A 20,850-nucleotide genomic window follows, 5' to 3' on the forward strand; every position below is an offset into this window, starting at 1 on the left:
AGAAAGGTAAATGCATAAGGCGCTTTACATTATTGGTTTTCCTTCTCTATACGGAGGCGCAGGAGCTGAGCTTTACCATCAGCTTCAGGTATGGGAAAGGATAGGAATGGAAATTCACTTCATCCCCACACAGGATGATGTTCAGAAGAATCCCCTCTATTCCGAAATGGCTGCCTGTGGGAGTACGATTCATAATGCTTTTGACTGGTCAGTCATTCCTGATGGTGCTCCTGTCATCAGTTTTTGCAATCAGGAGTTCTTGAATTCATTGCCTGAAATCCGTCAACGTTCGAGACGCACGATTTTCGTCAACTGCATGACCTGGCTTTTTGGCAAGGAAAAGGAAGCTATGCAACGCGGAGACATCGCTCTCTTTCTCTATCAAAATGAAAATGTTAAAACAAACCTCATGCCTCGTCTTAAGGCACTGAATGACGATGCGAACATTCGATTCATGAGCTTCCGGCCCTACTTCGACGATGCGGCCTTTCCCTTCATGGGAAAACGCCTTTCGGACTGGTTTGGAGCGGGTCATATCTCCCGACAGGAAGACGATAAATTCAGCAAAGATATCCTCAAAATATATGAATATTTTTCCTCACCTATAGAAAAGAGAGGTTTTTTTCTTGGCTTCGATGCCCGTAGCCAAGCGAAGACTGGAGAACCGCCTGCCTGGATCGAAACCTACCACGATCACAATGACCTTTCGCAGCAGGAATTTTACCACCGTTGCCATATTATCTTGCAACCCACGGACACCACAGAAAACTGGCCCCGTATAGGCTTTGAGGCGATGGCGAGTGGTAGCGTTCTCATCGTGGACAAACGTGGGGGATGGGAGCAGATGATCGAACACGGCAAGACCGGGTGGCTCTGCGAAAATACGGGAGACTTCATTGCCTACGCCTCGAAAATGGCTTGGGAACCGCACTTGCGTGAAGACATAGCTGCGGCTGCCCGTGAGCGCGGGCGGAAACTTGGTGGTATGGAAGCCTCATTAGAAAGCTGGGAAGAAGTATTCTACAGTCTCGATCAGTTGCCGGAATAGCATTCATTTGTATGGCGGCATATGGGGCCTCTGCTGGTAGGCTATCATCAATCAAAAGGAAATCTTCACAAATTTAACATTGTTTAAGTGAGCTATCGCTACCCGATTTTTCCTGTTTTGTTCACCGGCCTCCGCATCAAGTGGAAAAAGATGTTCCTGTCCGTTTGCCTGGAAGTGGCGGCAGTAACACCTTCCTGAAAGGAATGCAGGGAACGCCAGCATCCGATCAAGGACGGCAGGAATGCCCGGTTGTCGGTAGCGGACAGTTTTTTCCTTTCATAACTGGAGGTTTGTCTCAAGGAACAGAAAATTTTTGAGATAGGGTTTCTGTTCCTGAAGAAGGTGGATAGGGCCATCCGGATGTTTCATGTTGATCTTCCTTATCTGCTCTTTTTCCGGGGCCAACACGGCAAACGCTTCTTTCTGGAATTTCAGCCATTCTTTTTATTTGCTCCCTGGATTCGGTATCCAGCTTTCCTTGTGAGTACTTGAGTTGAATTTCGCGCACCTCCATCTCAATAATCTCTTCGGGAGTAACCTGGAATTTATTGAAATTGTATTTTCCAAAGGCAAGCGTATGCAGAGCGCCCACCTGGTGCATGTACCATGCAGTACAGGCAAGATCCCGATCCATCTGGCTGGCTGCGGTTTCTGAAGGGATTTCATTGCCGCGGTACGATTTTTAGAGCCGGGAGCAGCAACCGCACAGGAAAAGAATGGGAAAGAGCAGTAATTTCATGATTCCTCGTTAATGAATTACTCCCAGTATGTCAGATCGGGATGTTTTGCCACTGAACCGGAAAAAATTCCTCCCGGCTTCACAAGTTCTGCTGCATGGAATGTTATCGGCGCGTCAGATGCCGACCACGGCACCAATAGTCTGGATGATGACCTTCGCGATGATGGTCATCAGGATGAGAGCCACGGGGTAGGCGGTGGCGTAGCTGACCACCGGGGCCTGGGAATCCGTTTTGCTGGCGATGGCGCCCAGGGCCGGAGTGGAGGTCATGCCGCCGCAGATGCCGCCCAGGCATTCAAGAATGTTCATCTTGAAGACTTTCATGCCGACAAAGTAGCCGGAGAACATGCCCGCGCAGGTGACGATAATGCCCATCACAAAGACGGCCACGCCGTGGGTGGCTACCGTGTCCACCAGGTCCGCCCCGCCCTTGATGCCCGCATCCGCCAGGAAGAAGACCAGGCCGAGGTCTTGAAGAAGCAGGCGCGTGGGGCGTGGGATGTACCCCACAATGGGGCCCAGGCGGCCGAAGTGGCCGAGGAGCAGGGCGACGATCAGCGGACCGCCGGCAATTCCCAGCGAAATGCCCATGCCGTTGCCCAGGCTGAAGTTGACCAGCCCCAGAATGATGCCGAGGGACAGGCCGAATCCCAGGGAAAGGAGGTCCGTCTGATTCATGTCCTGGCTGCGGTGTCCGATTTTTTCCCCGTATTTGGTGAGGTTTTCCGGCGAACCGACGACGGTGAGCACGTCGTTTCGTTCCAGCGTCGTGTCGCCCGTGGGGACAAAGGTGAACCCCAGCCGGGAGATGCGGGAGATGATGACGCCGTCCGTACGGAGGGTTTTCAGGTCGCGGAGCTTGCGTCCCGCATAGTCCTTGTTGGTCAGGATCAGCTTGCGGCGTTCCTTCTGGGAGTCCATGGGGTAGGGGTTTTCACAGGCTTCCCCCAGGAACGCGATGTCGTGCGGCATGGTATCGCTGTTGCCTACGATGAGGACTTCCGTCCCTTCCCGGAAGGTGTCTTCCGGCGTCAGAGGCATCAGCCTGCCGTCGCGCACCACGCGGGTCACCATGCAGTGCAGGCCGTCCAGCAGCTTGCAGTCCGCAATGTTCTGGCCGAGCAGGTTGGGCTGGTTGACGCGGACCAGGCGGGAAATGATGCTGGCTTCCTGCTTGGCGTGCATGGCCCTGGCCTCCTTGTGCAGGTCAAAGTGCAGCAGGCGCGGCAGGAGCTGGACGAACAGAACCACGCCCACGACCCCGAACGGATAGGCGATGCCGTAGCCGATGCTGACGCCGCTGCCGGAGGCTCCGGGCAGGCTTTCCGTGGCGGCCGCAAGAGCCGGGGTGCTGGTGCAGGCCCCCGCGAAGATGCCGGAGGAAATACCCGCGGGCACATTGAACCAGATGCCGCACAGGCAGGTGAACAGAGCGGAAACGCCCACAATTACGGCGGACATCACGGCCAGTTTGCTGCCCTGCTTGGCGATGGCGGAAAAGAAGCGGTTGCCTGCGCTCAGCCCCACGCAGTACACGAAGAGCGCCAGGCCAAGCTGCCCCACTCCATTGGGAATGGCCAACCGGTAGTGGCCGGCGGCAAGCGCCACGAAGAGCACGCCGGAAAGGCCGAGGTTGAGGCCGTATATTTTAATGCTGCCAAGGGCGATGCCGAAGAAGATGATTCCGAAAAGGACCAGGGTATTGTGGTTGAGCAGGATGTCGAACATGTGGAGCGGTATCAGTTTCTTCCGTTGCCGAGGTCGAAGTTGCGGAATTGGACGGGGAGGGAGGATGAATCCACCCTGCTCCGGTCAAACGGGCGGTCCGGCGTGGGGAGAGAGTTGAGCGTTTGTGTGGTCTGGTAAAAATTTTGCACGAAGTAGTTGCCTTCATAACCCCGCTTTGTCAAGTCGCGTATGATGGTGTTGACGTGATCTTCCGTCAACAGGTCCGGGTGCACGGTCGTTCTGACTTCGAAAGGGATTTTTGAGGCAATCAGATAGTCCAGCGTTCTGGAAAAGAACGGAAACAGGCCGGGCCTTCCCGTGATAGCGCCGTATTGTTCGGCGGGGGCCTTGTAGTCCAGGGCAATGTAGTCGCAAAGCCCTTTTTCCACCAGGGTTTCCACGACGGAGGGCCGCGTTCCGTTGGTGTCTATTTTGATGGCGAAGCCGAGTTGCCGGATTTCACGGCAGATGGGAATAAGGTCGGGACACAGCGTGCATTCGCCTCCGGACAGGACCACTCCGTCCAGAAATCCCACCCGATCTCTGAGGAAATCGAGGTAGTCCGTTCGTCCGCCGGTTCCGGAGGCCGCATTTTTAACCAGGGAGACGTTGTAACAGTACTGACAAAACAGATTACAGCCTCCCAGCCAGAAGATGCAGGCCACCTTGTTGGGAAAGTCCAGCAAGGTGAGCGGCGTGATGTCCGCTATGCCCCGACCCGTTCCCATTGACTTCGCATATGTTATTGGGAAAATTAACGTGGCTGTTCCGTACGAGGGGAACAGTTGCAGGGAGCGTCCGGTTCAACGAAGTGGACGCGGTCATGGAATTCGCCCTGCTTGCCGGCATTGAAGGTTTCCACGGGGCGGTGGTAGCCCATGACGCGCGTGTACACGGTGCAGCGGGTGCGGTCCTGGGCGTATTTGCTTAGTATTTCCTGTTTGGTCATTGTTGTTTTGATGGTTGGATTGAAATGAGGCGGCCGGTTGAAAAGGCGGTTATTCGTGTCTGTGAAGGCGGAGCAGCTCCTCGTCGCAGAAGGGACAGTACTGGTGCTCCCCGCGCAGATAGCCGTGTTTCTCGCAGACGGAAAAAAGCGGGGTGACGGTCAGGTACGGCATGCGGAAACGGGTCAGCACTTTGCGGACGATGTCCCGGCAGGCTTCCGGAGAACTGATGGCTTCATTCATGTACATGTGAAAGACGGTTCCGCCGGTGTAGCAGCACTGGAGTTCGTCCTGGAGCTGGAGTGCCCGGAACAAGTCGCTCGTATGGCCCACGGGGAGCTGGGAACTGTTGGTGTAATAGCGCTGGCCCACGGGGCCCGCCTGGATGATGTCCGGGTAGCGTTTCTGGTCCTCCCGGGCGAAGCGGTGCGTGGTGCCTTCCGCGGGCGTGGCTTCCAGGTTGTAGAGGTTGCCCGTTTCCTCCTGGTATTCCTGCATGCGGAGGCGGATGAACTCCAGGATTTCTTCCGCGAACTTTCTGCCTTCTTCCGTGGTGATATCCATGGTGTCATTGGAGAAGTTGCGCAGCAGTTCGTTCATGCCGTTGACGCCGATGGTGGAAAAGTGGTTGCGGAAGGTGGGCAGGTAGCGCCTGGTGTAGGGGTACAGGCCGCGGTCATACATTTCCTGAACGAAAGCACGCTTTTTTTCCAGGCAGGATTTGGCCAGGTCCAGCAGTTCCCCCAGCCGTGCGAACAGAGCTTCCCGGTTCTGTTTGAAAAGGTAGCCCAGGCGCGCCAGGTTGATGGTCACCACTCCGATGGAACCGGTCATTTCCGCGGAGCCGAACAGGCCGCCGCCGCGCTTGAGCAGTTCCCGCAGGTCCAGCTGGAGGCGGCAGCACATGGAACGCACGGCGTCCGGCTTGTAGGCCCGTTCGTCAGGCACGCGTTCCCCGTTTTCATTGACAGTGTACTGGCTGCCGATGAAGTTCTGGAAGTAGGAGGAGCCTATCTTGGCAGCATTTTCAAACAGGAGCGGGACGTTTTCCCCTTCCCAGTCGAAGTCTTCCGTGATGTTGACCGTGGGAATGGGGAACGTGAAGGGCTGCCCCGTGCTGTCGCCTTCCGTGAGCACTTCATAGAAGGCCTTGTTGATCAGGTTCATTTCCTTCTGGAAGTGCTTGTAGGTCAATTCAGTCAGACTGTTCACCCCGCGTTCCTTCGCTAGGAGGAGCAGGGCGGGGTCTTCCACTCCTTCAAACAGGTGTTCTCCGCCACTGAAAGGGGCCTGGTCCTGAAGGTCGCGCGGAACAGTCCAGTCGATCGTTACGTTGGTGAAGGGGGACTGCCCCCAGCGGGAAGGTACATTCAGGTTGTACACGAAGCTGCGGATGTCCTTCTTGATGCGGGTGAAGTCCGCCTGGTCCTTGAAAACGTAAGGGGCCAGGAAAGTATCAAAGGAGCTGAACGCCTGGGCTCCGGCCCATTCGCTCTGCAGAATGCCCAGGAAATTGGCCATCTGGCCCAGGGCTTCCCGGAAGTGGCGGGGAGGCCGGCTGTTTACGCGGCTGCGCACGCCGTTGAACCCTTCATTCAGAAGGTTGCGCAGGCTCCAGCCCGCGCAGTAGCCCGTCAGGCAGTCCAGGTCGTGAATGTGGTAGTCCCCTTCCCGATGGGCGGTGCCTTCCCGTGCGGAATAGACTTGGTCCAGCCAATAGTTGGCGATCACCTTGCCAGCGGTGTTGTTGATCAGCCCGGCATTGGAATATGTGGTGTTGGAGTTGGCGGCGATGCGCCAGTCGCTCTGGCCGATGTATTCCTCCACCGTCAGCTTGCAGTCCACATACGTATTGCCGGAATACAGGCCGGCAATCTGTTCGCGCTGCATCTTGTGCAGGAAGCGGTAGGTGATGAAAGCCTTGGCGGTTTCAAAATATCCGCAGCGGAACAGAGCCCGTTCAATCAGGTCCTGGATTTCCTCCACGGTTGCGTTGTCCTGGTGGCCCAGCTTGGCCTCCACCTCTTCATAAATGGCGCGGTTGTAAACAGTGCCGGAACTGTGGAACGCCTTTTTAATGGCTTCCTCGATCTTGTAGCCCTGATATGGTTCCTTCTTTCCGGAACGTTTGATGATGCTTGTCGCCATGGTGATGTCTCGCTTGAAAGGATGATGACCGCTCATCCGCGAGCCTGGCACAAGCCTGGAAAATCATAAGCAGGGGAAGCCGCGTGCAGCCCGTCTGGAAAGCGGTACACGAGGAAACCTGTGCGTATGTTCATCCTGTCCGCGGGATGGGAGATACGGCAGCATCAGGTCGTCTTCTGGCTCCCGGTGCGACATGTGATGGAGACTTCCCGATTAACTGGCAATCAGTGTCCGGTCCATCGTCTACCGGTTACAGCGGCGCGTCCGCGACGGATTTTCACCGTCTTCCGTTACCTGCGCTGAAATGCAATGAACCATAGAACATATAGGGCTGCAAGGAAAATGTGCAAATAATGTATTAAATATTTTTATTATACAACATATTGTATAATATTGGAAGCGGATGATTGAAAATACGGCATCCGCCTTCGTCATGACACCATATGTGCCCGGAAGGGCTTCCCTGAGGACGGCATGAGAAAATGGATCAAAAATTACGGGTTCTTTGTTTTACTTTTGTCTTGCCTGATCCGTCCGGGTTATGCATATCAACTGATTGGACGGCGCCATCAAACTTCTGCGTTTATCATTCAAACGCTATCATTAAAGGGGTAAAACGATTCTGCGGGATTATTTCATATAATTCCGAAAAATGATTAAGGAAGAAATTTTAAAACTGGTTTGTTTGTATATATGAGTATGCAAGGATTTTCTTTCTCATTCAACAGGCTGCAACAAAGCATACTGGTTCTGTTTCTGTTCTTTTTGTCCGTATTCAGAGTTGCTTCCGGCGCTCCTGCGGACTGGAAGGAAAAAACCATCAAGGAAAATCTTGAACTTGTAGCAGCCTGGCAGATAGCCCATCCTGTCAAGCGTTCCCATTTGCATTGGACCTATGGGGCATTTTATTCCGGCCTGATGCAGTATGCCCTGGCCAATCCGCAGAGCATGAAGCTTCAAACCGTGAGGACGGTCGGGGAAGGCAGCCAATGGGGCATTCTGAAACGGCCTTACCATGCGGATGACCATGCGATCGGCCATGCCTGGATGGAAATGGCCATGGAGGATGAAAACCCCGCCGCCGCCGAAAAGATCCGGGCCGTTCTGGATAAGGTGATGGCCCGGCCCTCTTCCGCTTCCCTTGAATTCCAGACGCCCGGATGCCAGGACCGCTGGTGCTGGTCGGACGCCCTGTTCATGGCGCCCCCCGTATTCGCGAAGCTGGCGGCCTATACCGGGGACCGCCGGTATCTGGAGTTCATGGACCGGGAATACAAGGCCGCATACGATTATTTGTTCGATAAGAAGGAAGGCCTGTTTTACCGGGATTCCCGCTACTTCACCATTCCGGCGGCCAACGGGAAAAAGATGTTCTGGAGCCGCGGAAACGGCTGGGTAATTGCCGGACTGCCGATGATTCTGCAGGACATGCCGCAGGACTGGCCCACACGTCACTTTTACGTGGACCTGCTCAAGCGCATGGCGGCGGCATTGAAGAAATGCCAGTCTCCCGACGGCTCCTGGCACGCCAGCCTGATGGACCCCGCCGAACCGCCCTTGAAGGAAATGAGCGGCACCCTTTTTATCATGTACGGGATGATGTGGGGCGTGAACCAGGGTTATCTGGATGAAAAGGAATATTTGCCCGTTATCCGGAAGGCATGGCAGGCGGCCTGCGGCGCCGTGAATGCGGAGGGAGCGCTGGGCTGGGTGCAGCCGATCGCGGACAAGCCGGGTCATTATTCCGGGAATGATACGGAAGTGTACGGTTCCGGAGCCTATCTGCTGGCCGGCTGCGAACTGCGCAAATGGGTGATTCGTCAAGATCATCCGCGTCGGAAAACCGTTTCCGTCACCAATCCCTTGAATGTTTTCCGACCCCGGGAAACGGTGTCCGTTCCGTGGAATCCCGGAAAAGGGCGGGATTCTTCCCGGCTGCGCGTGTTTGATGTGCGCAACGGCTGCGTGATCGTTCACCAGCTGGCGGATACCGACGGAGACGGCAGGATGGACACCCTGCTGTTCCAGAGCAATTTCCGCGCGGGAGCGTCCCGCGATTTCTGGATTCTGGAGAATTCCTCCCTGGATGCCGCTCCTGTGGAAGGGGTGTGCTTCAGTCGTCATGTGCCGGAGCGGCTGGACGATTTTGCGTGGGAAAACGACCGTACGGCCCACCGTATTTACGGTCCGGCAGTTTCCAGGCCTGCGCCGGAGGGGGAGGGGCTTGTTTCCAGCGGAACGGACGTATGGAGCAAGAAGGCAGGGGTGCCTGTAATTAATGAATTTTACAAGAAGGGAGATTATCACCGTGACCACGGCAACGGACTGGACATGTACAATGTGGGGCCCGGACGCGGATGCGGCGGCATTGCCGTATTCAGAGACGGGAAAGCCCATGTTTCCGGCAACTGGGCCAAGGTACGGACCCTGTACAACGGACCTGTTCAGACCGCTTTTGAAGTAAGTTACGCGCCGTGGAACGTGGGAGGAGGAATGAAGGCTGTCGAGACCAGGAAGGTGACTCTGGATGCCGGAAGCCATTTCACAAGGGTAAGAAGTTCCGTGACTCTGAACGGGGGCAATTCTTCGGAAATCCGAGTCGGTGCTGGCCTGGATACCGGGAAGAAAAGGAACAGTTATGAAGTTGTCACGGCGGACCGTGAAGCCGGAATCATGGCCGCATGGAGCAGGCCCAAGGAGGATAACGGCTGTTTCGGAACCGCTGTTATGGTGCCGTGGGCGCCGGATGGCGCCGCGGAGGATGGAGAGGGATGCTCCTACTGGACCCGCTCCATGAAGAGCGGGAATTCCTTTGACTGGTACATGGGGGCGGTATGGAGCAAGGCTTCTCCCGTCAAGTCCGCTGAACAATGGGAAAAAGAGGTGCGCCGCGTCCGCGATTGCATCCGGACTCCGCTCCAGGTAAAAGTGCGTTGAGTTCCGGCGGGCGCCGTTTTATCGCAGAATGTCGTGGTTTCCTTCACAGGCTGGCTGCCGTGGCCGTTGCGAACGGCTGCCAGTCCGCCAGCACTTCCGGCTGGATGGGAACGGCGGTTTCTTTTGCCTGCGGGGCGGCCAGGTTCAATTCCGGCCGCACGGTCTCTGAGCGGATGGCCGCCAGGGACAGGAGGGTATGGAAAATATGGTCGTGTGAAACGGCTTTCAGGCGGTTGGCCTTCAGGGCGCGCACCATGTCCGGGTAACGCGCGGCGAAAGCGTCCGAATACCAGACGAACATGGCAGGGCGGTAAACACAGGGGAGAGTGTGGCCCTGGAACATTTTCCCTTTTTCTCCCAGGGCCACGCCGTGGTCGGAACAGTAGAAATAAATAGCGGGCCGGTCTTTCAGCCGGCTGATCATGCGGTGCACGGAGGCGTCAAGGTCCACGATGGAATTGTCGTAGGCATTGATCGTTTCATCCAGATGCGCCTTGGGGTCGTCCATGTTGCAGCGGGCCGGAGTGAAACGGGCGGCTTTTTCCGGATAGGAAAACGCCATGTGGCTGCCCTCGTTGTAAATGACGTACAGTTGTCTGGCGTTCCCGTACTCTCCCAGACATCCCTCCATTACCAGGGAAGTGCGCTCCTGCATCATGTCCGGTGTCCGGTGAAGCGGCGGCGTTTGTTTCTGCACCCGGCAGTTCCGGGTCAGGATGCCCAGGGAATAGTCGTGCACGGAATCCCCGTTCAGGTCCATGATGCGGATGGATTTGAAGCCGTGCTTGTTGAAAAGGTCAATAAAGGAGGAATGGCCGGGCTGGCGCCGCTCCAGTTCCGCATCCGTAAACATGCCGATGGCGGAAATGCGCGTAACGATGCCGAAGGAGGTAGCGTGGGGGAAGGAAACGACATTGGGCTCACGGGAGAGCAGAGGCATTGTATTGCGGTGGTAGCCGTTGAGAGGGAGATGGTCGGCCCGGACGCTCTCGCCCATGTGGAAGACGACGACCAGGTTGTCCGGCGCATCGCAATGGGAAAGCGGCTCCGCGCAGGAGGGAAGCTCCTGGAGCAGGTTGAACTGCCTGGCGTCATTTGCAACGTACTCGTTGACCAGCTTGTGAGCCATTACAAAATCCACCAGCGGCCAGCCCATCGCCTTGTCGGAAGTATAATAGAGGTAAAGGGGTTCCGCACTGCAGGAAACGGCCGGGATGCTCAAAAGAAGGGAAACGCCGTAAAGGCTCCAGATGCAGGCAAGGGCGGCCCATGTGGCCGTCTGGTGAAGGGAACGGCGGCTCCAGTAGATGGCCAGGTAGATAAAGCCGGCCAGCAGCAGCGTTCCCGCTATGGAGCCGGCCGTGCAGAAGGCGCAGGCTTCCTGGAAATTGGTTTCTGCGATGCTGGCCAGGACGGAGAGGCTCAGGGTCACTCCGTACCGCATTTGCATCATGTACAGGCCCGCATTGAACAGGATGACGGCCGGAAGAACGGCGTAAGCCGTGAAGCGGTATTTCAGGCAGAGCAGGATGACGCCGCAGAGCAGGATGACGCCGCAGAGCAGGCTGGTGGAGCAGACAATCCCCATGCAGCTCATCAGCACGCTTTGACCGTCATTGAGTACATATGGATTGACCACCAGTGCCGCTACGAGGCTGGCCGCCCACAGGCAGCGCATGCGGCGGGGTACGAACGCGGCACGCAAAGCCTGCAAAACCGCCGTCCATACGTGTTGTTTTGCAAGGTGCCGTGCCGGAGAGTCGGTAGTTGTCCGGGGTATTGCCATCAGATGAACGGGGCGGGGTTCCTTCCGCCCCGGAAAGAAGCTATTGTAAGGCCTCGGAAACGAGGCTCAAGCAGAATTATGCCGGAATGAATTTCATGGCGGCGAGGGTTTATCTAATTGAAGTATTCGTCAAAGGTGGAAAAATTGAAAAATACGTTTCCTGACGTTTCTATGAGCAATAGTTTATCCCATTCGTCATCTATTCCCTGGTTTCCCCGACGTTTCAAATAAAAAAGTTCCTGCAGACGCACCCGGTTGGAGGAGAGTGATTGAAGCAGTTTTTTGGCTTCCCCGGCATTGCCGGAAAGAGGGTCCATGGGGATTGCCTGGTTCAAAGCCTGCCGGGTTTTGTCCCACTCTCCTTGTTCCGCAAAAAAACGGCCTTTGAGCAACAGCAGCAACTGACGGGATGCATAAGAGGTGTATTTGGAGAAAGATTTTTCCAGATGTTGAAGGGCTAGTGATGGATTATTTTTATAAGTGTCGTCCAATTTGAAAAGATCTGCCCCCATGCGGATATTGTCCCAGGCATGCGTACGCAGGTAACGGGACATTTTGGAATGGGGAGAAATGGAAATAATTCGGGCCTGCACTTTTTCCACTGGCTCTTGTAGAAATGAATCCAGGAAGGAGGGGTCCTTTTTCAGGGGGTGGATGTATGGTTCCACAGCCAGGTAAGATTCCAGGAACTGCTTTACGACAGGAGAGGCATTGAGCCGTGTTTGATAAGGCTGGAGGAATGATTGCAGCTGTTCCATGTTTTCTGCGTTGGAGATGATTTTGAGAAGTTCACTCAAAAGCTGGTTCATCTGCTCAATACGGCGAGCGCGTTTTTTTAATCCGCTGGAATCTTCGCCGTCGTTTTTCAGCGTTTTTTCCATCCAGTTGCGGTAGGAAGCATGGAATTGTTCTATTCCGTCAGGCATGGACAGGAACAATTGTCCGATGAGGCGGAAATCCGGATTTTTGCCGGGCTGCCTGTCCAGGGATTGAAGAATTTTCTGTATGACGGGTTTGCGCTCGGCCGCAATAACCAATTCTTCCAGGACCCAGTCCATTCCCATGGTCCATTCACCGGAGAAACTGTAGTAGGGGCGGCTGGAGGCATCACAAAAAACGATGGCGGTGGACGGAGAATCCTCCGGGTCGGACAGGGGCATTTGCTACTTCACCAGAATGTAGTTGCGGCGTGCGGCATTTGTGAAGTGAATGGAATGGAACAAGGGCTCCGGATTTTCGTCACTGAACAGGGGGTATTCCCCGATTTTGTAAAGCACCAGGATATCCTTGCCATCATTTTGCGCAGCTTGTTTTGCCTTTTCCATGTCCTGCAGCCAAGTTTCATCCGAGGCGGCGGCAGTACACAGCCACAGACAGCAAACGGTCAGTATGAGGAAGATTTTTTTCATTATTGGAATTAGTTGATCTCCAACCATTAGCACTGCTTTTTCATTTCTGCAAGCCCATCTTTAATGGAGATGATGACCGCTGTATCTGTCAGGACGCCTGGTACACATGGGGAAAGGGAGGTAAACAGGTTTTACCGGATTTGCCTGCAAGTGGAGTTTCATGGAAGAGGGCGCGGCTGTGGCTGCACAGGAGCAAATTTCCGGCTACCGGCATTATTTACCCGGAATTCCGTAAACCGAATGATGTTGGAATTTTTTACCTGAGATTCTTTGGCAATGATTGACAATCAGCTGTGGCAAGGTATATAGGAGACATATGGAAACTCAAAACCAACCTGTTGCCTGTCAATGTTCTGGAGTCCTTAAAGGTATTACGGTCGCTTGTGCCGTGCTGGCCGTGGTGCTTCCATGGTTCGGCATGATGGCGGCCCTTATCGGTATTCTGCTTGCGGTAGTATCCATCGTATGCGCCATTGTGGCCGTATGTAAAAAGGCCACCATGTTCGGCATCATCATGATCGTCGTGGGCATGATTGCCGGCGGCATAGCTACGGGTGGGTATTTGTTCTCCGTAGCCAAGGATTTGAATCTCGTTGATCAAGGCAAGATTCAGGTAGAGTTTGCAAAGAAAATCGAGGCTGCCCAGAAGGCCGGCGACCTGAAGAAGGTGGAGGAGCTGAAGAAGGAGCAGCAGGAGGCACTGGAACAATATTCGCAGAATCTGCAGAAAAAGTTCGCTAAATAGAAACTCTTGCTCTTTTCCGGCCCGCGTGTATTGCGGAAGCTGGTGTAAAAAACCGCCCGGGAATAACCCGGGCGGTTTTGCAATGTCATGGAAGGTCTCCGGTGCTCAAGCAGAGTTTATCCAATGACGAGGAATTTTTCAGCCTTGGTGCCGCAGAGGGGGCAGGCTTCCACACCTTCCAGAGATTTGAAGGTGTCCCCGCACACAAGGCAGATCCAGTATTGTCCGGGCAGGGCGCTGGTGTCTCCGTTTTCCAGGGCCTGGAGGGCGGCGGCGTAAAATTCGGCATGTTCCTTTTCCGCTTCCGTGGCCCAGGTGAAGGAACGGACGGCGGCCTTCTGCCCTTCTTCCTCCGCTGCGGCGATGAATTCCGGATACATGCTTTCAAATTCATGGGTTTCCCCGGCAATGGCGGCTTTCAGGTTTTCCGCCGTAGTGCCCACATGAATCTGGATGTCAAAGGGGTCCATGCTGGCTCCGAGTTTTTCCAGTACCTTGTTGTGGTTGGCGGCATGGACGGATTCAGCCTTGGAAGCAGCTTCAAACAGTTTCTGGATGAGAGGCTGCCCTTCCTGGGCAGCTTTGGCTGCATAGGCCGCATAAGTGGCGGAGGCGGTGCTTTCGCCAATAATGGCGGCTTTCAGATTTTCTATGGTCTTGGTCATCGGAATTAAATTTATAATAATTCTAAAAAGATGCAACTGAAAAAGTCCGGAAGCTTGAAAAAATGGCAAAACACGTTTTCTGCGGCATCAGAGGGAGCCGTAACACAATGAGGCATTGACGCAGACATGGAGAGCCTGTACAAGGAGAACGCTATGAAGAGCATTGTAACAATTAGTTCGGCATGTGCCCTGGCATTTGCAGGTATGGCTTCCGCCCAGGATGCCCCGGCTCCGGCCCCCGCGCCGGCTGCTGAAACGCCTGCGGAGCCGGCTGCACCGGCCGCTGAAGTTTCCAAGGAAGCGAAGGAAGCCGCAGACCAGATGCTGGCATTGATGAAGGAAATGTCCGCTACGCTCAGCACGGTAAAGGACAAGGCCACCGCAGATGCGGCCGCCGAAAAGATGGCGAAGATCAATGAAAAGGGCGAGGCCCTTTCCAAGGACGCCCAGAAATTGGCGGACCAGGTGGACGCCGCCATGCAAGCCCGCCAAGCTGAACTTCTGCCCATTTTCATGGGCATGATGACTGACATGCAGCGCTTGCAGCAGGCCGATTTCTTCGGCAGCCAGGCTCTGAAGGACGCCATGAAAAAGACCGGCGCTTCCGGCCCGGAAGAAGGCGTTGAAGTAGAGGAAGAAGAAGTGGAAGTGGATGCCGCTCCGGCTCCCGCTCCTACTCCTGCACCGGCTCCCGCCGCCAAGTAATTTTCCTTTTCTCATTGATTCGCTCCCGGTGTCTTTAGGATGCCGGGAGATTTTTTTGCCGGTTGCGGCATGCCGCCGAAGGGGAAGGGAAATGCCAGACCCGGTTTATGGAGACATGGCCCTGCCGGTCATGCACGTTTTCCGGAATGATGCGGACAAGCTTTCCCATGAAACAGGCCGCATCCGTTCCCGGGTGCGGCCTGCTGTTCAGGGATGTATCAAAGACTGGCTTTACTTGGCCTTCTTTTTCTTGGCGGCGGCTTTGTCGGTCTTGGCAGCGGCCTTGGATGCCTTGGCCGGTTTGCCGCAGACGCTCTGGCATTGATTGACGGAATTCCAGGACCAGTCCCATTTGTCCACATTCATGGCGCAGGCGGCCAGCAGGTCCACGGCCGCATCCAGATCGCTCTTGCTGGCCATTTCAATGACCTGGTGGACGTTGCGCGTGGGAACGGAGATGGCGCCGGCGATGGAGCCGCCGGGCACGAATTTCTGCATGGCTCCGGCGTCCGTTCCGCCTGCGGGCAGCATTTCCACCTGCCATTTGATCTTGTTGGCTTCCGCGGTGGCTTTCATGAACTGAACCATGCGGCGGTCCGCGATGATGGAGCCGTCATAGAGCTTGATGGCCGCGCCTTCGCCCAGGCGGGAGACCTGGTCGTGCGCCGGGGTGCCGGGAATGTCGCAGGCGATGGTGACGTCCAGCGCGATGGAGAAGTCCGGCAGAATATCCAGCGTGCCGGCCTGCGCGCCTCTCAGGCCCACTTCCTCCTGCACGGTGAATGCGGCCACGAAGTTGCAGGAGGGTTTCTTTTTGGAAGCCTTGATGGCGCGGAGGGCTTCAATGAGTACGTAGCATCCGGCGCGGTTGTCCAGGGATTTGACGTTCACGCAGTCGCCCATTTCCACCAGATCCCGTTCGCGGGTGACGGAGTCGCCCACGGAGACGTATTTTTCCACTTCCTCCTTGCTCATGCCCAGGTCGATGAAAAAGTCGGTCACTTCCGGAAGCTTGGTGCGTTCCGCGGGGGACATCACATGGATGGGCTTGACGCCCATGACGCCGATGAGGTCCTTTTTCCCGTGTACGATCACGCGCTGGGCGGTCAGCGTCTTGGCGTCAAATCCGCCCAGGGGCAGGAATTTGATGAACCCCTTGTCGTCAATGTGGCGGACCATGAAGCCGATTTCGTCCATGTGGGCGGCGGCCATCATGGTTTTTTCCGTATCCTTGCCTTCCACAATGGCGATCACGCTGCCCATGTTGTCCACGCGTATGGCGTCTACGAGGGGCGCCACTTCCTGAATGATGAAGTCGCGGATTTTGTCTTCAAACCCCGGAGCGCCCGGAGTTGCGCAAACCTGACGAAGCAGTTCCAAATTCATAATGCCGCCAATGTAATGGTTTTCCTGGGACTTGGCTAGTCCATAATGCGGCCTCGGGGAGGGCCGCACGGCATGGTTTCCTCCCGGATTCAGCGGAGTTCCCGGGTGATGACGGCATCCGGGCGTGCGGGAGCGCCGTTGTCCGGCCTCTTGTAGTTCACGCCGCGGGCGTCCAGGAACGGGAGCTGGCGTTCCAGCCGCAGCCGGAAGTCCTGCTCGTTCTTCAATTCGCGCGGCGTCCAGGCTACTTCCGCCAGCGCCAGAGCGCGGGGAAAAACCTGGTATTCCCACTTCGGCAGGTTGGGGATGTATTCCGCCCAGACGTTGGCCTGGCAGCCCAGGACCTGTTTTTCCCGGGCTTTCGGCGTCCCCGGCGGGACGGGTTCCAGGGAGTACACGTGCTGCCAGGTGAGAGAGTCGTTGTTGATGGTTTCGTATTCCGCGGCGGCGGGTTTTCCGGGTCCCTGGTCATAGTCAAAGTACAGGTGGCTGTTGGGCGTCATCACGATGTCGTTGCCCTGTTCCAGGGCATGCCTGGCGCTGTCCGGCATCCAGCTCCGCCAGACCATCATGGTGGCGGTCGGGGAAAGCCCCCCTTCCTGGATTTCATCCCAGCCGATCAGCCTTTTGCCGTGGGCGTTGATCATTTTTTCCACCCTTCTGACGAAGTAGCTCTGGAGCTCGTGCTCATTTTTCAGGCCCTTGTCTTTCATGACCTGCTGTGCCGCGGGAGACTGCTTCCACTGGTCCTTGGGGGCTTCGTCTCCGCCGATGTGGATGTACGGGCTGTCCGGGAACAGGCGGCACACTTCGTCAATGACGTCTTCCAGAAAGCGGAAGGTTTTTTCCGTGGGGGCGAACGTGTAGGGGTGGACTCCCCAGGTTTCCTGCACCTTCGGGGCGTAATTCGGAATGTCTGCGTTTCCCAGCTCCGGATAGGCGGCGATGGCTGCGGCTGCATGCCCCGGCAGTTCCACTTCCGGAATAACGGTGATGCCCCGGTTCTTCGCATACTGGACTACCTCCCTGATTTCCTCCGCCGTGTAATGGCCGGAATAGGGCTTGCCGTCCGGCTTGCTGCGGCTGCCGATTATGGGGGATTGCGCACGGGTTCCTCCTGTTTCCGTGAGCCTGGGGTATTTGGCAACGGGAAGCCTCCATCCCTGGTCGTCCGTCAGGTGCCAGTGCAGGATGTTGAATTTGTACCTGGACATCAGGTCCAGCACTTTCTTGATGTCCCGCACGGGCATCATGTGGCGGCAGCTGTCCATCATGATGCCGCGCCAGGAGAAGCGGGGCTGGTCCCTTACCTTCAGCGCGGCCAGCGCAGGAGCGCCGCCGCCGTCCGTGACGATGTCCTGCATGAGGCTTTGCAGAGCATGGAGCCCGCCGTTGGCCGCGCCGCAGGCAATGGAAATGGAATCCGGGGTGACGGTCAGGCGGTAGCCTTCCCCTCCCAGGGATTTGTCTTCCGTAAAGGAAATGTCGGCGTCCTGTTCCACCATCGCCGTTTTGACGCCGTTTTCCCGGAAAAGCCGCTCCGCCTGTACGGAAAGGGGATGGCCCTCCGGCAGTTTTACGCCGCCTTTCAGTGAAAAACCGGGTTGTCCGGCCTGGAATTCCAGCGCAGCGGGCCGTGGAATGATGGCGGGAACCTCCTGGACGGGGGCGGAAGGGGCTCCCCAGCAGAAAGGGGCGAGGATAAAAGCTGTTGCCGCAGGAAAGGGGATGGAAGTCATGACAAGAAGGAATACGGGCGGTGCCTGCAAAAAATTCCGTTCTGCATTTTTATTTATTTTTGTTTCCGGCGCGGCAGGTTGGATTTTCCCCTTCAACGGGGCATCCTGGAGCATTTCCCGGCTATTTGAAAACCGGAGGATGGATCACAATTTTATAACAATTATTTTTTAATTGACGAAATGTCTCCTTTATTATTCCATCAGAATAATTCCTCTATCTTTCTTTACTATGTTTTCTCTTTCAGTGACCTGTACCTGGCGCGCCCTGATCCGTTTGTCTGTCTGCCTGTTCGCGGGCGCCCTGACCCTGACGGCGGTACATGGCGCCCCCAAAAGCTCCGGAGCTCCGCAGCAGGCTTCCTCTTCCATTCCCCGGTGTCCTGCCTCCTTCCTGATGGATGCCGTTGTCGACCGCCAGGGCGCCCTCTGGGCCGCTTCCGAGAATCAGGGGCTCTGGAGGCTTATTCCGGGAGGCTCCTGGCAGCAGATGAACAAGACTCCCGGTTTTCCCGGTGATTCCCCCAACATTTACGCGCTGGCCGTAGATGGTCAGGGACGCATTTGGGCCGGCACCGCGCATGAAGGGGTGGCCGTATGGAACGGACGGGAATGGAAGGTCTATAACCGGCTCAACGGCCTCGCCGGAGACCGCGTTTTCGATATCCAGGTCAGTCCGGAGACGGGGGATGTGGCCGTGGCTACTTCCGGAGGACTGAGCATCTACAGCCCGGCGGAAAAAAATTGGACGGCCGTCAGCAGGGCCGAGGGGCTGGCGGAAAACCAGATCGAATCCCTGGCCTTCATGGCCGGTGGAGCCTTGGTGGCGGGCTACCAGTGCGGCGGAGTGGGGATTTCCACTCCGGAGAGCGGATGGAAAAAATGGAACAACACGCAGTCGCCCTGGCACTGGGATGAAGGCAGGCGCATGCACCAGCCCGGAGAAATGTACGGAACGGGACTGCCCTCCAATCTGTGCAACGCCGTGGCGGCGGCGGGAACCCGGCACGTATGGGCTGCAACCAGTTGCGGCCTGGCATGGCTGCGTGATGGCAAGTGGCTTTATACGCGCGGGAAGGATGCGGCGGCCAAGAACAAGGGTATTTACGGAGGGCTTCCCTCCGTCTTCCGCAAAACGGGGTTTCCGTCGGAAATCGGGAAGCCGGACGTTCTGCCGGAGGATTACGTGACGGCGCTGCTGCCCTGCCGCGAAGGATTGTGGGTGGGATTCCGCAAGGAGGGGGCGGCTCTGGTGGATCCCGCGGGAATGAAGGTGATAAAAAGATCGCTGGACAGGCAGCGCAACGGCAGGGCCAAGTGGGTCAGGAGTTTTGTAGTGTTGCCCGGCGGGGATGTGTACGCCTGCACGAACGGGGGAGGGCTGCAAAAGGTGGGAGAGACAGCCAAATACCGTATCCAGGCGCCAGCCGCCTCCACGCCCCCGCATCCCCGGGAAGCGCCGGTGGAACGCATACGGAATGCGGCGGCGGTGAAGGAAGGAGGGAATTCGCCCGCTACGGGAGTGGTGTACGTAGGGGAGGATTGGGCGACGCGCGGGGACTGGTGTGGCCATTATGGACAGGACCAGGCTCTTTTGTGTGCCGTAAACGCTCCTTTGAGCAATACCTATTTTTCTACGCGCTATCCGGATTGGCGCCAACCCGGCGCAGTGACCAAGGGAGAAAAAATTCTGGAAGTGGACATTCGCGGTTACATGGGTCCCCATAAGAGGAAAAAGGACTTTCTGCGCGCCTGGTGCCACAGGCCCAGCTGGCCGGAGAACCGCAACGTACTTTATTGCCCGGAAGTAGGAACGCGCACGGAGGCGGAATGGGACGACCACGGGGAAGCTTATGAAAGCACGTTTGACGGGCCGAATGTCTGGGTGGTAACGGATATTCCGGAAGGGTTGCACGAGGTGGCCCTGTATTTTTACAGTCCGAACGGCAGGGAGGGGAACAACGGCTACCGGGATTTTCTCCTGGAAGCCCGGACATGGAAGCCGAAATATCCGGGCCTTGTCAATTTCCTGATCCAGGGGAACCGGATGCGGTTTCTCCAGGGGAAAGAGCCTCCCCAAGGGGCCTGGGGCAGGAATATGGACAAAAGGAAGGAGGAAATATTCGACCAGCAGGGTAAGCCGGTGGAAGCGCGGACGCGGGTGAAGGATTTTGCGGGGAACGGCGTGTACAAGAGATTTTTGGTGAAGGGGCCCGTCTCATGCGGTTTCACCGTAAGGCGCAATGCGTCGTTTAATACGATCGTCAATGGTGTTTTCGTGACAAGGCTGGACGGGAAATACGACACGTTGCCCATCCTGGCGTCCAGGGATCCTTATATTCCTTCCGTAAACGGTTTGTCGGCAGGGGATGACCTGCCCATGGACGTTCTTTCCCTGTGGAGCGGGGCTTTTACGGATTACCTGCCTTCTCCCTCCCGGTGGGACCGCGGAGAGCGGGACCGTCTCCGGGCCTACAGGTCCATGCGAAAGCATCTGATGCCCCGCGCCGAAAACGTGCAGCACCGGGAATTGCTGAGAGTATGGCAGTTTTCCCTGAAACTCTGGGACGGCGAATTGAGGAACGCTTTTGATAGGGCGTGTATCCGTTCATGGAACGAGCTACAGGAACGCAGCGTTATTTATCGTTCCAGGGAATGGAGGCCCAACAGCCCCAACGTTCTGCCCCTGAGCCGGGAAGAGCTGTCCCAAATGGCGGCCCGCGGCATTGACTGGAAGCAGTATCTCCCGGGTTCGGCATCCCCCCCGCAAATGTCTCTGGAGGAACTGAAACGTTTTCTCAAGGAAGCTCCCCCTCAACAACCCGAAAATAATGATGAAGAATAACGTATTACGCCTATTGCCGATTGCCG

At 56.3% G+C, this 20,850-nt stretch carries 16 protein-coding genes and 1 riboswitch; of the genes, 5 read left to right on the plus strand and 11 right to left on the minus strand.

What is annotated here, in order from left to right:
* The first annotated feature begins 10 nt into the window (after positions 1–10).
* Positions 11–1,048, plus strand: coding sequence for a glycosyltransferase (locus V3C20_RS05480; RefSeq protein ID WP_130084167.1), 1,038 nt, complete (start codon positions 11–13; stop codon positions 1,046–1,048).
* Between the two features lie 295 nt (positions 1,049–1,343).
* Here the strand turns inward: V3C20_RS05480 and V3C20_RS05485 are convergent, their stop codons facing one another.
* The 5 genes from V3C20_RS05485 to V3C20_RS05505 all read right to left on the minus strand — a co-directional run bounded on the left by V3C20_RS05485 (position 1,344) and on the right by V3C20_RS05505 (position 6,610).
* Positions 1,344–1,682, minus strand: coding sequence for a hypothetical protein (locus V3C20_RS05485; protein ID WP_130084168.1), 339 nt, complete (start codon positions 1,680–1,682; stop codon positions 1,344–1,346).
* 219 nt (positions 1,683–1,901) lie between these two features.
* Positions 1,902–3,515, minus strand: coding sequence for an aspartate:alanine exchanger family transporter (locus V3C20_RS05490; RefSeq protein ID WP_130084169.1), 1,614 nt, complete (start codon positions 3,513–3,515; stop codon positions 1,902–1,904).
* Between the two features lie 11 nt (positions 3,516–3,526).
* Complete coding sequence (locus tag V3C20_RS05495; protein ID WP_130084170.1) at positions 3,527–4,243, minus strand: anaerobic ribonucleoside-triphosphate reductase activating protein; 717 nt, start codon at positions 4,241–4,243, stop codon at positions 3,527–3,529.
* Positions 4,244–4,269: 26 nt separating this feature from the next.
* On the minus strand, positions 4,270–4,464 hold the full coding sequence (gene nrdD / locus V3C20_RS05500) for an anaerobic ribonucleoside-triphosphate reductase (RefSeq protein ID WP_130084171.1): 195 nt from the start codon (positions 4,462–4,464) through the stop codon (positions 4,270–4,272).
* Positions 4,465–4,513: 49 nt separating this feature from the next.
* Positions 4,514–6,610, minus strand: a complete 2,097-nt coding sequence (locus V3C20_RS05505; protein ID WP_130084172.1) for a ribonucleoside triphosphate reductase — start codon at positions 6,608–6,610, stop codon at positions 4,514–4,516.
* Positions 6,611–6,759: 149 nt separating this feature from the next.
* Positions 6,760–6,944, minus strand: a riboswitch (cobalamin riboswitch).
* A 431-nt stretch (positions 6,945–7,375) separates the two neighbouring features.
* On the opposite strand from V3C20_RS05505, the gene V3C20_RS05510 reads away from it, so the two are divergent.
* Positions 7,376–9,547: a glycoside hydrolase family 88 protein gene (locus tag V3C20_RS05510; RefSeq protein ID WP_161981478.1), complete on the plus strand. Its 2,172-nt coding sequence runs from the start codon at positions 7,376–7,378 to the stop codon at positions 9,545–9,547.
* A 43-nt stretch (positions 9,548–9,590) separates the two neighbouring features.
* Here V3C20_RS05510 and V3C20_RS05515 read toward each other — a convergent pair whose 3' ends face one another.
* The 3 genes from V3C20_RS05515 to V3C20_RS05525 form a co-directional block, all read right to left on the minus strand.
* A complete protein-coding gene (locus tag V3C20_RS05515; RefSeq protein ID WP_130084174.1) occupies positions 9,591–11,333 on the minus strand; it encodes a phosphoethanolamine transferase in 1,743 nt (580 codons plus the stop codon).
* Positions 11,334–11,446: 113 nt separating this feature from the next.
* Positions 11,447–12,493, minus strand: coding sequence for a hypothetical protein (locus tag V3C20_RS05520; RefSeq protein ID WP_130084175.1), 1,047 nt, complete (start codon positions 12,491–12,493; stop codon positions 11,447–11,449).
* A gap of 3 nt (positions 12,494–12,496) precedes the next feature.
* Complete coding sequence (locus V3C20_RS05525; RefSeq protein ID WP_149873362.1) at positions 12,497–12,742, minus strand: hypothetical protein; 246 nt, start codon at positions 12,740–12,742, stop codon at positions 12,497–12,499.
* A 316-nt stretch (positions 12,743–13,058) separates the two neighbouring features.
* On the opposite strand from V3C20_RS05525, the gene V3C20_RS05530 reads away from it, so the two are divergent.
* Positions 13,059–13,487: a hypothetical protein gene (locus tag V3C20_RS05530; RefSeq protein ID WP_130084176.1), complete on the plus strand. Its 429-nt coding sequence runs from the start codon at positions 13,059–13,061 to the stop codon at positions 13,485–13,487.
* 116 nt (positions 13,488–13,603) lie between these two features.
* Here V3C20_RS05530 and V3C20_RS05535 read toward each other — a convergent pair whose 3' ends face one another.
* Positions 13,604–14,152, minus strand: coding sequence for a rubrerythrin family protein (locus V3C20_RS05535; protein WP_130084177.1), 549 nt, complete (start codon positions 14,150–14,152; stop codon positions 13,604–13,606).
* A gap of 153 nt (positions 14,153–14,305) precedes the next feature.
* Here V3C20_RS05535 and V3C20_RS05540 point away from each other — a divergent pair, with 153 nt between their 5' ends.
* Positions 14,306–14,857, plus strand: coding sequence for a hypothetical protein (locus V3C20_RS05540; RefSeq protein WP_149874317.1), 552 nt, complete (start codon positions 14,306–14,308; stop codon positions 14,855–14,857).
* 231 nt (positions 14,858–15,088) lie between these two features.
* Here the strand turns inward: V3C20_RS05540 and V3C20_RS05545 are convergent, their stop codons facing one another.
* Positions 15,089–16,243: a M42 family metallopeptidase gene (locus V3C20_RS05545; protein ID WP_130084179.1), complete on the minus strand. Its 1,155-nt coding sequence runs from the start codon at positions 16,241–16,243 to the stop codon at positions 15,089–15,091.
* Positions 16,244–16,332: 89 nt separating this feature from the next.
* A complete protein-coding gene (locus V3C20_RS05550) occupies positions 16,333–17,982 on the minus strand; it encodes a beta-N-acetylhexosaminidase (RefSeq protein ID WP_130084180.1) in 1,650 nt (549 codons plus the stop codon).
* Between the two features lie 229 nt (positions 17,983–18,211).
* On the opposite strand from V3C20_RS05550, the gene V3C20_RS05555 reads away from it, so the two are divergent.
* Positions 18,212–20,824 carry a two-component regulator propeller domain-containing protein gene (locus V3C20_RS05555; protein ID WP_130084181.1) on the plus strand — a complete coding sequence of 871 codons (2,613 nt, stop codon included), beginning with the start codon at positions 18,212–18,214 and terminating at the stop codon, positions 20,822–20,824.
* Positions 20,825–20,850: the final 26 nt, after the last annotated feature.

Origin of the sequence: Akkermansia sp. RCC_12PD (assembly GCF_036417355.1) — a bacterium.
Lineage (GTDB): Bacteria > Verrucomicrobiota > Verrucomicrobiia > Verrucomicrobiales > Akkermansiaceae > Akkermansia.